The organism is Pseudomonas sp. GG8, assembly GCF_052976945.1.
The window spans coordinates 5,547,591-5,561,165 of record NZ_JBRIIP010000001.1 but is presented as its reverse complement, the minus strand read 5'-3'; the positions used below and the strand labels follow the sequence as shown (position 1 = coordinate 5,561,165).

The following is a 13,575-nucleotide window of genomic DNA, read 5'->3' as shown; positions in this document are numbered from 1 at the left end:
TTTCTATTTATGAAACAAACTTAAGCAGCACTGAACAACTTGTGCGGATCAATCACAAACTTCTTCGGTACGCCGGCATCGAACTCGCCGTAACCGCGAGGAGCTTCGTCGAGGCTGATGACTTCGACGCCGACGATGTCTGCGATTTTGATCCGGTCCCACATGATGGCTTGCATCAGTTGGCGGTTGTATTTCATGACAGGGGTTTGGCCGGTGTGGAAACTGTGGGATTTAGCCCAGCCCAGACCCAGGCGGATGCTCAAGCTGCCCATTTTCGCGGCAGCGTCGACTGCGCCTGGATCTTCGGTGACGTACAGGCCCGGAATACCGATTTTGCCTGCAACGCGGACCACACCCATCAGTGAGTTCAGAACCGTAGCCGGTGCTTCGTGTTTCACACCGTCATGACCGTGACCACGGGCTTCGAAGCCTACGGCGTCGATAGCACAGTCCACTTCCGGTTCGCCCAGCAGCGCAGCGATTTGCTCGTGCAGTGGTGTGTCCAGCGACAGGTCGGCGACTTCGAAGCCTTGAGCCTTGGCGTGAATCAAGCGAACCGGGTTGACGTCGCCGATGATCACTACCGCAGCGCCGAGCAAGCGCGCAGAAGCAGCAGCGGCCAGACCCACAGGGCCCGCGCCCGCAACATACACGGTGCTGCCTGGGCCAACACCTGCCGTCACTGCGCCGTGATAACCGGTCGGCAGAATGTCGGAGAGACAGGTCAGGTCGCGGATTTTTTCCATCGCCGCGTCGCGGTCCGGGAGTTTCAGCAGGTTGAAGTCGGCATACGGTACCAACACATATTCAGCCTGGCCGCCGACCCAGTCACCCATGTCGACATAACCGTAAGCACCGCCCGGACGCGCCGGGTTGACGGTCAGGCACACGCCGGTGTTTTGCTCTTTACAGCTGCGGCAACGACCGCACGCCACGTTGAACGGCACGGAAACCAGATCACCGACCTTGAGGTTTTCAACATCGCGACCGGCTTCGATCACTTCGCCGGTGATTTCATGGCCCAGTACCAGACCGGTCTGTGCCGTGGTACGGCCGCGTACCATGTGTTGGTCCGAGCCGCAGATGTTGGTCGACACCACACGCAGGATCACACCGTGATCAATGCGTTTGCCTTGTGGGTTTTGCATTTTCGGGAAAGGAATTGTTTGTACTTCGACCTTGCCGCCGCCGAGATACACCACACCACGATTACCAGACATGCTTTCACCTCGCTGTTATTTTTTTAATGGAGCGTTGAATTGATGTTGTCTGTGGTGCCGTCTTCGCAGCACCTCGGTACTAAAGAACCACCGTGCGATTCGCGTTCAAGAACACGCGCCGCTCGATGTGATAACCCACTGCCCTCGCCAACGTCTGGGCCTCGACATCCCGGCCTTTGGCGATCAGGTCTTCGGGGTAGTGGCTGTGATCGACCGCTTCGACGCCCTGGGCAATGATCGGGCCTTCGTCGAGGTCGTTGTTGATGTAATGCGCCGTTGCACCGACCAGTTTCACGCCCTTGTTGTAAGCCTGATGGTAGGGTTTTGCGCCCTTGAAGCCGGGCAGCAATGAGTGATGAATGTTGATCGCCCAACCGTCGAGACGACGGCACAGCTCGGGTGACAACACCTGCATGTAGCGGGCAAGAATCACCAGCTCTGCACCGGACTCCTGAATCACTTGCCAGACCTGACGCTCCTGCGCTGGCTTGTCATTGGGGTCGAGGGCGAAGTGGTAATAAGGAACCTCATGCCAGCGCGCCAGCGGTTCCAGATCCGGGTGGTTGGAGATCACCGCCACCACGTCCATGGACAACTGGCCGATGCGTTGGCGATAGAGCAGATCGTTCAGGCAGTGATCGGCCTTGGAGACCATGATCACCACTTTGGGCCGATAGTTGGGCGCAGTCAGCTCGAAGACCATACCGAAGGCTGCACCGCGTGCGGCCAGGCCCACCCGGAAAGCTTGTTCATCGAAACCCTCCGGCTGACGAAACTCGACGCGGATAAAGAACCGGCTCGACAGTCGATCATCGAAGGAATGGTGCTCGGTGACGTAACAGCTCTGCTCGAACAAATAGCGAGTCACCGCGTCCACCGTGCCTAAAACGCTCGGACAGTCGGCAGTCAGAATCCATGTATCGGGGGCGCGGCTCATCTGGCGGTGACTCCTTGTTGGTACTGTTGAAACCTCTTTGCAGGGACCGACGCTTTCGCGGACAAGTCCGCTCCTACAGGAATTGCGTCAGGCCTTGATGCTCAACCCGTACTCAGCGCTGGCGTCTTGCAACCACAGCCACCAGTAGTCGGAGAACGAGCGGCGGATCAGCAATTCCCAGGTCTCTTCACCCGTGCGGCGAATCACCAATTGCGACTTGGCGAACACCGTGCCGATGGCTTTACCCACCGGGAAGTTGTTCGGGTGCACATCGTAGCTGGTGGATTTCATCAGCAGTTCGCGAACCTTGGGCCCGGTCAGTTCCAGCAGAGTTTGCCCGCCGCTGACGTTGACCACGGCGATGTGCAGCCCATCCAGTGCTGCACGCAGACGCTGTTCGGTCGCCAGCTCTTCGCCACTCGGGACGATCAGCAGCCATTCATCCGGGCCCAGCCATTGCAGTGAGCTGTCGCCGTTGGCAACGACAGTCAGCGCAACCGGCAATTCCATGCCCAGCGCCTTGGCGACACCGGCCACGAACGCCGGGTCTTTGCCGTCGCCACGCAGGGTCAGATGGCCCAGCAGCTTCTTCTCGCGCAAGGTCACGCCAGGGTTGTTGCGGCCTTTGCCAACCAGGCTATTGAGGTCGGCGTGGAACAGCGGCGACTCGGCCTTTTCGCCGGTCGTTGGCCGCTGTTGGTAAACGTTGGCTATGGTCATAGAGCACCTGTCCTGAATTCTGTTGTGTTGCCGAAACACCAATGTGTAGGAGCGGTGAATCGCTAGACGTTCTGCTGCTCACCCTTCGGATCGAAGAACACCGAAGACACGATTTCGGCCTCGATCACGGTGCCATCGACCAACGGTGCGAACACCCGTTCGCCCATGCGTTTCAGGCCGCCTTTGACCACGCCCAGCGCGAACGAATAACCCAGTGAGCCGTTGGTGTAACTGGAGGTCACGTGCCCGACCATGCTCATCGGAATCGACTGTTTGGTGTCGAATACCAACTGCGCCCCTTCAGGCAGCCATTTGGTCGGATCGATCGGTTTCAGACCAACCAGCTGCTTACGTTGATCACGCACACAGTCTTCGCGGTTCATGCCACGCCAGCCGAGCCACGAGAACGGTTTGGTCCGGCCAACACACCAGCCCATGTTCAGGTCGTCAGGGGTCATCGAGCCATCGGTGTCCTGACCGACAATAATGAAACCCTTCTCGGCCCGCAGGACGTGCATGGTTTCAGTGCCGTACGGCGTCAGGTTGTACTGCTTGCCCGCTGCGACGATTTTTTCCAGCACACCCATGGCGTAGTCAGCCTGGATGTTGACCTCGTACGACAGCTCACCGGTAAAGGAGATACGGAACACCCGAGCCGGCACACCACCCACCAGACCTTCTTTCCAGGTCATGAACGGGAAAGCGTCCTTGCCCAGGTCGATGGCCGTGACTTCGCTGAGCAGCTTGCGGCTGTTAGGGCCGGATAAGGTCAGGGTTGCCCAATGGTCAGTGACGGACGTGAAGTACACCTTCAGGTCTGGCCATTCGGTCTGTTGATAGATTTCCAGCCATTGCAGCACGCGTGCAGCGCCACCGGTGGTGGTGGTCATCAGGAAGTGGTTATCGGCGATACAGGCGGTCACGCCATCGTCGAAGACCATCCCGTCTTCTTTACACATCAGGCCGTAACGCGCCTTGCCCACATCGAGCTTGGTCCAGGCGTTGCTGTAGATACGGTTGAGAAACTCACGTGCATCCGGACCTTGAATGTCGATTTTGCCCAGTGTGGAGGCATCGAGCAGGCCAACGCTGGCACGCACGGCTTTGCATTCACGGCTGACGGCAGCGTGCAGGTCTTCGCCATTTTTCGGGAAGTACCAAGGCCGCTTCCACTGGCCGACGTCTTCAAACTCGGCACCGTTCTTAACGTGCCAGGCATGCAGCGCGGTGAAGCGCACCGGCTCGAAAATGTGCCCGCAATGACGACCCGCTACAGCGCCGAAGGTAACGGGCGTGTAGTTCGGGCGGAACATGGTGGTGCCCATGTCGGTGATCGACATCTTCAGCGAACGGGCGGCAATCGCCAGACCGTTGACGTTGCCGAGCTTGCCTTGATCGGTGCCGAAGCCCAGCGCTGTGTAGCGTTTGACGTGCTCGACCGACTCGAAGCCCTCGCGGGTCGCCAGTTCGATGGCGGCAGCGGTGACGTCGTTCTGCAGGTCGACGAATTGCTTCGGCGCCCGTGCGGTGGCTTTTTCATGCGGCACCTGGAACAGTGCCAGAGTCGCTTCTTCATGGCGGGTCAGTGCTTTTGGCAAGACGCCTTCGACCACCCTAAAGCCTGCTTCGTTGGCTGCGCGAGCGCCGCCCTCGAAACCATCGGCCAAGGCATCAGCCAGTCCGTACACACCGTTTATGCCACCGACGCAGACGCGCTTTTGCGGCGCTTCGCCCGGTACGAAACCGAGGATGTCTTCACGCCAGATCGGCTTGCCGCCCAAGTGGGACGCCAAATGCACGATAGGGCTATAGCCGCCAGAGCTGCCTACCAGATCGCAATCGAGCCATTCGCCGGGGCTGGTAACGCGATGGCCTTTGACGTCGATGGCCGCAATGCGGGCAGCGGTTACATGCTTGCTGCCACGCGCTTCGACAACGGCGCTGGAGGTCAGGATACGAATCCCTTTGGCCCGTGCTTCTTCAACCAGTGCGCCACGCGGATTGCTCCGGGCATCAGCGATTGCCACCACTTGCAGGCTGGCATCGAGCCAGTCCAGCGCTACGCGGTAGGCATGATCGTTGTTGGTCGACAGCACCAGTTTTTTGCCAGGCGCCACACCATAACGGCGGACGTAGGTGGAAATGGACCCCGCGAGCATGTTGCCCGGCACATCGTTGTTGCCATACACCAGCGGACGTTCGTGAGTACCGGTCGCCAACACCACGCGCTTGGCGCGAACCCGGTGCATACGCTGACGCACTTGACCAATCGGCGCGCGGTCACCGAGGTGATCGGCCAGACGCTCGTGAATGGTCAGGAAATTATGATCGTGATAGCCGTTCACCGTCGCCCGTGGCAGCAAGGTCACTTCCGGCATTTTTTTCAGCTCGGCCAGCACGGTGGCAACCCACTCGGCCGCCGGTTTGCCATCCAGGCTTTCACGGCTGTCCAGCAGACTGCCGCCAAACTCTTCCTGCTCATCCGCCAGAATCACCCGCGCACCGCTGCGACCGGCAGCCAGGGCTGCGGCCAGGCCAGCAGGGCCGGCGCCGACGATCAGCACGTCGCAGTGCTGGTTCATCGCGTCATAGCTGTCCGGGTCGTTCTCGGTAGGCGAGCGACCAAGGCCCGCCGCCTTACGGATGTACTTCTCGTAGGTCATCCAGAACGATTGTGGGTACATGAAGGTTTTGTAGTAGAAGCCCGGCGGCATCAGCTTGCCACCGACCTTGCCAAGAATCCCCATCACGTCGGTGTTTACGCTCGGCCAGCCGTTGGTGCTGGTAGCGACCAGACCTTGATACAGCGCTTGTTGCGTGGCTCGCACGTTAGGAATCTGGGTCGCTTCAGTGGCACCGATCTGCAACACCGCGTTCGGCTCTTCGGAACCTGCCGCGAAAATCCCGCGAGGACGCGAATACTTGAAGCTGCGGCCAATGATGTCGACGCCATTGGCCAGCAATGCTGCGGCCAGGCTGTCGCCTTCAAAACCTTGATACTGCTGACCGTTGAAGGTGAAATTCAGCACCTTGCTACGGTCGATACGGCCGCCGTTGGGCAGTCGATTATTCTGGCTCATACCTTGTCTCCCGCACGCGTACTGGCGGCTTTAGCCGTGAATTGCGGCTTGGCGCCAATCGGGTAGGTTTCGAGAATCTCGTACGTCACGGTGTCACGCGTGGCGTTGAAGTACTGACGGCAACCGGCAGCGTGATTCCACAGTTCATGGTGCAGCCCACGCGGGTTGTCGCGGAAGAACATGTAATCGCCCCACTGCTCATCGGTGCAGGCGTTCGGGTCCAGCGGACGCGGGATATGAGCCTGGCCCGACGCGTGGAATTCCTCTTCGGAGCGCAGTTCGCCACAGTGAGGACAGAAGATGTGCAACATAGGTATTTCTCCTGTAGTGGGCTTAGTGAGCTACGGCCGCGGCGCCGTGTTCGTCGATCAGCGCACCGTTGTGGAAACGGTCGATGGAGAATGGCTTGGCCAAGGGGTGCATTTCACCTTTGGCGAGACTGGCGGCAAATACGTTGCCCGAGCCCGGCGTGGCCTTGAAGCCACCGGTGCCCCAACCGCAGTTAAAGAACATATTCGGCACGGGTGTTTTGGAAATGATCGGGCAGGCGTCCGGCGTGGTGTCGACGATGCCGCCCCACTGACGGTTCATGCGCACCCGGGACAGGACCGGAAACATCTCGACGATGGCTTGAATAGTATGCTCAATCACCGGGTACGAACCGCGCTGGCCGTAACCGTTGTAGCCGTCGATACCGGCACCAATCACCAGGTCGCCTTTGTCCGACTGGCTGATGTATCCGTGAACCGCGTTGGACATGATCACGCTGTCGATAATCGGTTTGATCGGCTCGGACACCAGCGCTTGCAGCGGATGGGATTCAATCGGCAAGCGGAAGCCGGCCAGTTTCGCCATGTGCCCGGAGTTACCGGCCGTCACCACGCCGACGCGCTTGGCGCCGATGAAGCCTTTGTTGGTCTCGACGCCGATGCACACGCCGTTTTCCTTACGGAAACCGATCACTTCGGTCTGTTGAATCAGGTCGACGCCCAAGGCGTCGGCGGCACGCGCAAAACCCCAGGCCACGGCATCGTGACGAGCTACGCCGCCACGGCGCTGAACCGTCGCGCCAATGATCGGGTAACGGGTGTTTTTCGAGCAATCCAGGTACGGGATTTCTTCCGCGACCTGTTTGGCATTGAGCAACTCGCCATCCACGCCATTGAGGCGGTTGGCGCTGACCCGGCGTTCCGAGTCACGAATGTCTTGCAGGGTGTGGCACAGGTTGTACACGCCGCGTTGAGAGAACATCACGTTGTAGTTGATGTCCTGCGACAGGCCTTCCCACAGTTTCATCGCGTGTTCGTACAGGTGCGCCGACTCATCCCAGAGGTAGTTGGAGCGCACGATGGTGGTGTTGCGTGCGGTATTACCGCCGCCCAGCCAGCCTTTCTCGACCACGGCCACGTTGGTGATGCCGTGCTCCTTGGCCAGGTAATACGCAGTCGCCAAACCATGACCGCCGCCGCCGACGATGACCACGTCGTAGACTTTTTTCGGGGTCGGCGTGCGCCACATGCGCTGCCAGTTTTCGTGGTGGCTGAGAGAGTGCTTGAAGAGGCCGAAGCCTGAGTAATGCTGCATGGGGCTACTCCTGACTCAGCGATAAACCGGGAAATCGGCGCACAGTGCCGCAACCTGGCTGGCGACATTGGCCTCGACATCTGCATCGCCGAGGTTGTCGAGAATGTCACAGACCCAGCCGGCCAGTTCGACACATTGTGGAACTTTGAAACCTCGCGTGGTGACGGCCGGGGTGCCGATACGCAGACCCGAAGTCACGAACGGCGATTGTGGATCGTTCGGTACGGAGTTCTTGTTCACGGTGATGTGCGCACGACCCAAGGCGGCGTCGGCGTCTTTACCGGTGAGGCCCTGACGGATCAGACTGACCAGGAACAGGTGGCAGTCGGTACCGCCGGACACCACGTCGTAACCACGGTCGATGAACACCTTCGCCATCGCCTTTGCGTTATCGATCACTTGTTGCTGATAGACCTTGAACCCTGGCTCCAGCGCTTCCTTGAAACACACGGCCTTGGCCGCGATAACGTGCATCAACGGGCCGCCCTGACCACCAGGGAATACTGCAGAGTTGAGTTTCTTCTCGATCTCTTCGTTGGCTTTGGCCAGGATCAGGCCGCCACGTGGACCGCGCAGGGTTTTATGGGTCGTGGTGGTCACCACGTCGGCGTACGGCAGCGGGTTCGGGTACAGGCCAGCAGCAACCAGACCGGCCACGTGGGCCATATCAACAAACAGATAGGCGCCCACTTTGTCGGCGATGGCGCGGAAGCGTGGGAAATCCAGGGTTTTCGAGTAGGCCGAGAAACCGGCAATGATCATTTTTGGCTTGCATTCAACGGCGATGCGCTCGACTTCGTCGTAATCGATCAAGCCGGTGGCGGTGTCGATGCCATATTGCACAGCGTTGTACAGTTTGCCGGAGAAGCTGACTTTGGCGCCGTGGGTCAGGTGACCGCCGTGGGCCAGGCTCATGCCCAGCACGGTGTCGCCCGCTTGCAGCAGGGCCAGATAGACAGCGGCGTTGGCCTGGCTGCCGGAGTGCGGCTGGACGTTCGCGTAATCGGCGCCGAACAGCTGTTTGGCGCGATCAATGGCCAACTGCTCGACCTTGTCCACATGCTCGCAACCACCGTAGTAGCGCTTGCCCGGATAGCCTTCTGCGTATTTATTGGTCAGGCCGCTGCCCTGGGCTTCCATCACGCGTTTGCTGGTGTAGTTTTCCGAAGCGATCAGCTCGATGTGGTCTTCCTGGCGTTGCTCTTCAGCATTCATCGCCGCCAACAGTACATCGTCATAGCCTTGGATTTTGTCTTGCTTGCTGAACATCGCGGTTCTCCCAGCGGCGGCGCTGCGCCTGACTTATCGATAGGGCGTGTAGAGTGCCCTTTGGATGCGATGTTAGGTCCGACGCAGAGAGGCCAAATGCCTATGGGCGCCACGCAAAGGTGCGTTTACGACATGGCTTGGCGCGCAGAGATAATTGGTAGCTGGGAAAGGCCCTGTTATGGGGCTTGGCGGGAGGTTTATGTTGTCTCAACCGACGCCTTCGCGAAAGAAGCCGGCGCGATCTGACCGATAGAACGCATTCACCCCGCCACCCAAAACCTGACCCCGACCAACAGCAAAAAATGCACGGGGTAGATCGCATACGCCCAGCGCCGCATTGGCCAGACCGCGACAGTCAGCCGGGTCTTCAGCAGTGCCAATCCGACCAGCGGCGCCATCAGGCACACCGCAATGCCCTGTATCGACACACTGTCGCCCCACCGCGCCGCCGCGAACATCTCTGGCCAGGCGTTGCTCGCCAGACACACCAGCCCCGGCAATAGTGCCCCGTACCATGGCCCGCGCAGCACCCACAAAAATGCCAGCGGCAGCGCGACGCCAAAAAAGCCGAACATCAGCTGCGCCTGGAAAACCGCCGCCACCAGCAACACCACGCCCGCCAGACACAACGCCCACGGCGTACGGTCGCGCCAACCCTGCGCCAGCAACAGCCCCAACCCCAGCGTCGGCAACACGTTCAAGGTGTCTGCGTGAAGCATGAACAACCGGTAAGGCAGCTCCGCCAGCCCGGCGAACACCAGCAGCCAGGCCAGATAGCGCCATTCAACGCCCTCAACCTGTCCAGCCCCGCCACGCGCCAGATTGGCGGCGATTGCCAAGCAAAACCACGGAAACGCAAATCGCCCCGGCACATACAGGAAGTCCACCGACCAGCCGACGTAACGCAGGTGATCGAGCACCATGCTCAGCATCGCCAGCCACTTGAGCAGGTCCAGCGCAGCGTCTCGCCCGGTGGTTATCGGATGCTTCAGCAACGACCTCATAAGGCTCCATGCACGTGATGAAAAAAGCGGGAAACAGAACAACGCATGACCCGCGCCAACAATCATGGTTAAAGTGCGACCTTATTCGATCACAGGGAATCGGCCATGACAGATAAAAGCCAGCAGTTTGCCAGCGACAACTATTCCGGGATCTGCCCCGAAGCCTGGGCCGCCATGGAACAGGCAAACCACGGCCATCAGCGCGCCTATGGTGACGATGAGTGGACCGCTCGCGCCTCTGATCATTTTCGCAAACTGTTCGAAACCGACTGCGAAGTCTTTTTCGCCTTCAACGGTACCGCAGCCAACTCTCTGGCGCTGTCGTCGTTGTGCCAGAGTTACCACAGCGTTATCTGCTCGGAAACCGCCCACGTCGAAACCGATGAATGCGGCGCACCGGAGTTTTTCTCCAACGGCTCCAAGCTGCTGACCGCCCGCAGCGAAAACGGCAAGCTGACCCCAGAATCGATTCGTGAAGTCGCACTCAAACGTCAGGACATTCACTACCCAAAACCTCGGGTCGTGACCCTGACTCAGGCGACGGAAGTCGGCAGTGTCTATCAGCCCGAAGAGCTCAAGGCCATCAGCGCCACCTGCAAGGAACTGGGCCTCAATCTGCACATGGACGGCGCGCGTTTCGCCAATGCCTGCGCCTACCTCAATTGCTCCCCGGCAGAACTGACTTGGAAATCCGGGATCGATGTGCTGTGCTTCGGCGGCACTAAAAATGGCATGGCGGTGGGCGAGGCGATTCTGTTCTTCAACCATAAACTGGCTGAAGACTTTGACTACCGCTGCAAACAGGCTGGGCAACTGGCCTCGAAAATGCGCTTTCTCTCAGCGCCGTGGGTCGGGCTGCTGGAGAACGATGCCTGGCTCAAACATGCACGCCACGCCAACCACTGCGCGCAATTGCTCAGCGAACTGGTGAAGGACATCCCTGGCGTAGAGCTGATGTTCCCGGTGCAGGCCAACGGCGTATTCCTGCAACTGTCGGAACCGGCGATCAAGGCGTTGACCCATAAAGGCTGGCGCTTCTATACCTTTATCGGCAACGGCGGCGCGCGCTTCATGTGCTCATGGGACACCGAAGAAGACCGCGTGCGCGAGTTGGCAGCGGATATCCGAACGGTGATGCAGGCGGGATAAAGCCGGTCTTCTGGATGGGATACTGCGCGGTCGCGTAGCAAATACGGCACTTGCAGGAGCGCGCTTGCCCGCGCGCCTGCAAAATAATCGTTTTTGTATTTGCCAGCTCAATTCAACCCTGAGCCAGGGTCTTGGAGATGACTTCAACCGTGGCGCTGACCTGCTCTTGATAACGGTTGAGGTCCATCTTGTGCTGGCGTTTGAGTTCTACCTGCTGCGAACACAGGTTCAACGCCGCCAATACCAGCAATTTATCGCCGATCAGGCTTGGGTATTTCTTTTTGGTGTCAGCCAGGGCGGCCTTGAGCATGACCGCCGCATCCAGCAAGGCCTGCTCTTCCCCCAGGGGGGCCTTGATCGAATAGTCGTTGCCCAGAATAGAGACGACCTTCACTGCATGACTATCGCTACTCATGCGCTGACAGGGTTGACGCTAGTGGCACGCTGAACCAATGCCTGAATACGGGCAGCGGTAGCGCCCTGTTTTTCTTCCTGCTCCAGCAGACTCAATTGCAGGCTGTCGTTGTCATCCTTGACCTGGACCAGCTCGGCACTCAATTGCGCGTTCGCGGCGTGAAGGGTCTGATTCTGCTGCACAAGGTCACTGACCAGTTGTTCCAATTGACTCAGGGATGCTTCCAACATTTTGATTTCTCGAGCAAATTTCAAAGGGCGCACACGATAAAGAAAAGTCACTGCACACGCCAGGCTTATCAAGGCGTTCACGCCTTTGATTCCTCGCCGATGCGCTTCTTTTCAAGAGTTGCCGATGTAAACGCATAGGAATGTTACTGACTGCATTTTCCTTGTGGGGTTCCTGCTGCTCGTCGGACCAAGCCGTCTGCGACAAATACGGACAAGTTCGCCAGCAATGCTCAAGACTTTAGTCTTATGTCCGATAGGTGATGCAAGCCACACTTTTTTGCCTTACCCGCATGGAACGCGCCCTCATCGGAACCCCTTATGTCCCTTCGCAATATGAACATCGCTCCCCGTGCGTTTCTCGGGTTTGCCCTGATTGGCAGCCTGATGCTAATCCTTGGCATCTTCGCCCTGACGCAGATGAGCAAGATCCGTGCGGCTGGCATGGCGATCGAGCAGAACAGCTTGCCCAGCATCAAGGCCCTTGATGAGTTCACCCAACTGACACTGCGTCTGCGCGTCCTGTCTTACCGCTTGCTGATCAATCGCGAGCCCGACGTTCAACAGAAAACCATTGAGTTGTTTCAGCTAAGAAACGAGCAGATTCGCGCCGCACAAAACATCTACGAGAAGCTGATCGTCCGTTCGGAGGAACGTACTGCGTATGACCAATACGTGCAAAAGCTCGCCGAGTACCGCCAGCTTGAAGAGAGAATCAAGACGCTGTCGCGCAACAACCAGGTTGATGAACTGCGTTCAATACTCAACGCGGACCTGCTGAGCAACTCGGAACAAATGAATGCCGTACTGAGCAAACTGGTCGATATCAATACCCGTCAGTTGAGCGAAAGCAACAAAGAAACGAGCGACCAGTACAGCATGGCATTCGATCTTCTGGTCGGGATCCTGATTGTCTCTACCCTCCTCACCGTCCTCTTCGCCTGGCTCCTGACCACCAGCATCACCCTGCCCATCTCCCAGGCCTTGGCCGCCGCCGAAGACATCGCCGAGGGTAATCTGACACGCCCGATCAAAGTCAATGGCAGTGATGAAGCCGGCCGCCTGCTGGCTGCCATGGAAAAAATGCAGGGAAAACTGCGCGATACCCTGCAACGGATTTCCGGCTCGGCCACTCAGCTCGCATCCGCAGCCGAAGAACTGAACGCCGTCACCGACGAAAGCGCGCGCGGACTCTCGCAACAGAACAAGGAAATCGAGCAGGCCGCAACGGCCGTCAATCAAATGACCAGCGCCGTGGAAGAAGTCGCGCGCAATGCCGTGAGCACTTCCGATGCCTCGAAAAGCGCGACCACCTCAGCGGGCGATGGCCGGGAACTGGTGATGGAAACGGTCGGTGCTATCGAGCGGATGAGCGGTGACGTGCAAAGCACCGCCGAGCTGATTGGTAATCTGGCCAACGAGTCGCGGGATATCGGCAAGGTACTTGATGTGATTCGTGGTCTGGCGGATCAGACCAACTTGCTGGCCCTCAACGCGGCCATTGAAGCGGCACGTGCCGGTGAAGCGGGTCGTGGGTTCGCGGTGGTTGCCGACGAAGTTCGCGCCCTGGCGCATCGCACCCAACAGTCGACCAGCGAAATCGAGCGGATGGTAGGCAGCATTCAGGGTGGCACCGAACAGGCTGTCAACTCGATGCGCAACAGCACCGAGCGGGCTGAATCGACGCTGAACATCGCCAAAGGCGCGGGCATGGCGCTGGATACCATCAATCAGGCCATCGTGCAGATCAACGAGCGCAATCTGGTAATCGCCAGCGCCGCCGAGGAGCAGGCACAAGTCGCCCGCGAAGTGGACCGTAATCTGGTGAACATCCGTGACCTGTCGGTGCAATCGGCGACGGGTGCCAATCAGACCAGCGCCGCCAGCAACGAATTGTCTCGCCTGGCGGTCGACCTAAACAGCATGGTTGCGCGGTTTAGTCTGTAAACGCTACACCATCATCGGCAGGC

12 protein-coding genes and 1 pseudogene are annotated in these 13,575 nt (G+C 59.0%); 3 read left to right on the top strand and 10 right to left on the bottom strand.

The window, feature by feature from the left end; translation table 11 throughout:
• Nucleotides 1-20 precede the first annotated feature (20 nt).
• From fdhA to ACVBEG_RS26165, 8 genes are all read right to left on the bottom strand, one after another.
• Nucleotides 21-1,220, bottom strand: coding sequence for a formaldehyde dehydrogenase, glutathione-independent (gene fdhA, locus ACVBEG_RS26200; RefSeq protein ID WP_219064051.1), 1,200 nt, complete (start codon nt 1,218-1,220; stop codon nt 21-23).
• A 79-nt stretch (nt 1,221-1,299) separates the two neighbouring features.
• Nucleotides 1,300-2,157: a formyltetrahydrofolate deformylase gene (gene purU, locus ACVBEG_RS26195; protein ID WP_322182628.1), complete on the bottom strand. Its 858-nt coding sequence runs from the start codon at nt 2,155-2,157 to the stop codon at nt 1,300-1,302.
• An 87-nt stretch (nt 2,158-2,244) separates the two neighbouring features.
• Nucleotides 2,245-2,877 carry a sarcosine oxidase subunit gamma gene (locus ACVBEG_RS26190; RefSeq protein WP_322182630.1) on the bottom strand — a complete coding sequence of 211 codons (633 nt, stop codon included), beginning with the start codon at nt 2,875-2,877 and terminating at the stop codon, nt 2,245-2,247.
• A 62-nt stretch (nt 2,878-2,939) separates the two neighbouring features.
• Nucleotides 2,940-5,957 (bottom strand): sarcosine oxidase subunit alpha, encoded by a 3,018-nt coding sequence (locus ACVBEG_RS26185; protein ID WP_322182632.1) that lies wholly within the window; start codon nt 5,955-5,957, stop codon nt 2,940-2,942.
• Nucleotides 5,954-6,268 carry a sarcosine oxidase subunit delta gene (locus tag ACVBEG_RS26180; RefSeq protein WP_219064047.1) on the bottom strand — a complete coding sequence of 105 codons (315 nt, stop codon included), beginning with the start codon at nt 6,266-6,268 and terminating at the stop codon, nt 5,954-5,956. The genes ACVBEG_RS26185 and ACVBEG_RS26180 overlap by 4 nt, the downstream gene beginning before the upstream one ends.
• Nucleotides 6,269-6,290: 22 nt before the next feature.
• The gene (locus tag ACVBEG_RS26175) at nt 6,291-7,541 is read right to left on the bottom strand and encodes a sarcosine oxidase subunit beta family protein (protein WP_219064046.1); all 1,251 of its coding nucleotides are present in this window, start codon (nt 7,539-7,541) and stop codon (nt 6,291-6,293) included.
• Between the two features lie 15 nt (nt 7,542-7,556).
• Nucleotides 7,557-8,810, bottom strand: coding sequence for a serine hydroxymethyltransferase (glyA, locus tag ACVBEG_RS26170; protein WP_322182635.1), 1,254 nt, complete (start codon nt 8,808-8,810; stop codon nt 7,557-7,559).
• A 260-nt stretch (nt 8,811-9,070) separates the two neighbouring features.
• Nucleotides 9,071-9,814, bottom strand: coding sequence for a TraX family protein (locus ACVBEG_RS26165; RefSeq protein WP_447108419.1), 744 nt, complete (start codon nt 9,812-9,814; stop codon nt 9,071-9,073).
• A 105-nt stretch (nt 9,815-9,919) separates the two neighbouring features.
• Here ACVBEG_RS26165 and ACVBEG_RS26160 point away from each other — a divergent pair, with 105 nt between their 5' ends.
• The gene (locus ACVBEG_RS26160) at nt 9,920-10,963 is read left to right on the top strand and encodes a threonine aldolase family protein (RefSeq protein WP_322182639.1); all 1,044 of its coding nucleotides are present in this window, start codon (nt 9,920-9,922) and stop codon (nt 10,961-10,963) included.
• A gap of 112 nt (nt 10,964-11,075) precedes the next feature.
• On the opposite strand, the gene ACVBEG_RS26155 is transcribed toward ACVBEG_RS26160, so the two are convergent.
• Nucleotides 11,076-11,378, bottom strand: coding sequence for a cell division protein ZapA (locus ACVBEG_RS26155; RefSeq protein WP_219064042.1), 303 nt, complete (start codon nt 11,376-11,378; stop codon nt 11,076-11,078).
• Nucleotides 11,375-11,608 (bottom strand): hypothetical protein, encoded by a 234-nt coding sequence (locus tag ACVBEG_RS26150; protein WP_322182642.1) that lies wholly within the window; start codon nt 11,606-11,608, stop codon nt 11,375-11,377. The genes ACVBEG_RS26155 and ACVBEG_RS26150 overlap by 4 nt, the downstream gene beginning before the upstream one ends.
• Nucleotides 11,609-11,926: 318 nt before the next feature.
• Here ACVBEG_RS26150 and ACVBEG_RS26145 point away from each other — a divergent pair.
• Both ACVBEG_RS26145 and ACVBEG_RS26140 read left to right on the top strand, forming a co-directional pair.
• Nucleotides 11,927-12,697 (top strand): annotated as a pseudogene (locus ACVBEG_RS26145) (MCP four helix bundle domain-containing protein); the annotation flags it as partial.
• On the top strand, nt 12,680-13,552 hold the full coding sequence (locus ACVBEG_RS26140; RefSeq protein WP_407074608.1) for a methyl-accepting chemotaxis protein: 873 nt from the start codon (nt 12,680-12,682) through the stop codon (nt 13,550-13,552). The pseudogene ACVBEG_RS26145 and the gene ACVBEG_RS26140, both read left to right, overlap by 18 nt.
• Nucleotides 13,553-13,575 lie beyond the last annotated feature (23 nt).

Coding starts and splice junctions, on each gene's coding strand:
- ACVBEG_RS26165 (WP_447108419.1), bottom strand. CDS start 9,814: ATGAGGTCGTTGCTGAAGCATCCGATAACCACCGGGCGAGACGCTGCG.
- ACVBEG_RS26180 (WP_219064047.1), bottom strand. CDS start 6,268: ATGTTGCACATCTTCTGTCCTCACTGTGGCGAACTGCGCTCCGAAGAG.
- ACVBEG_RS26160 (WP_322182639.1), top strand. CDS start 9,920: ATGACAGATAAAAGCCAGCAGTTTGCCAGCGACAACTATTCCGGGATC.
- fdhA (WP_219064051.1), bottom strand. CDS start 1,220: ATGTCTGGTAATCGTGGTGTGGTGTATCTCGGCGGCGGCAAGGTCGAA.
- ACVBEG_RS26190 (WP_322182630.1), bottom strand. CDS start 2,877: ATGACCATAGCCAACGTTTACCAACAGCGGCCAACGACCGGCGAAAAG.
- ACVBEG_RS26175 (WP_219064046.1), bottom strand. CDS start 7,541: ATGCAGCATTACTCAGGCTTCGGCCTCTTCAAGCACTCTCTCAGCCAC.
- ACVBEG_RS26185 (WP_322182632.1), bottom strand. CDS start 5,957: ATGAGCCAGAATAATCGACTGCCCAACGGCGGCCGTATCGACCGTAGC.
- ACVBEG_RS26150 (WP_322182642.1), bottom strand. CDS start 11,608: ATGTTGGAAGCATCCCTGAGTCAATTGGAACAACTGGTCAGTGACCTT.
- ACVBEG_RS26155 (WP_219064042.1), bottom strand. CDS start 11,378: ATGAGTAGCGATAGTCATGCAGTGAAGGTCGTCTCTATTCTGGGCAAC.
- glyA (WP_322182635.1), bottom strand. CDS start 8,810: ATGTTCAGCAAGCAAGACAAAATCCAAGGCTATGACGATGTACTGTTG.
- ACVBEG_RS26140 (WP_407074608.1), top strand. CDS start 12,680: ATGGAAAAAATGCAGGGAAAACTGCGCGATACCCTGCAACGGATTTCC.
- purU (WP_322182628.1), bottom strand. CDS start 2,157: ATGAGCCGCGCCCCCGATACATGGATTCTGACTGCCGACTGTCCGAGC.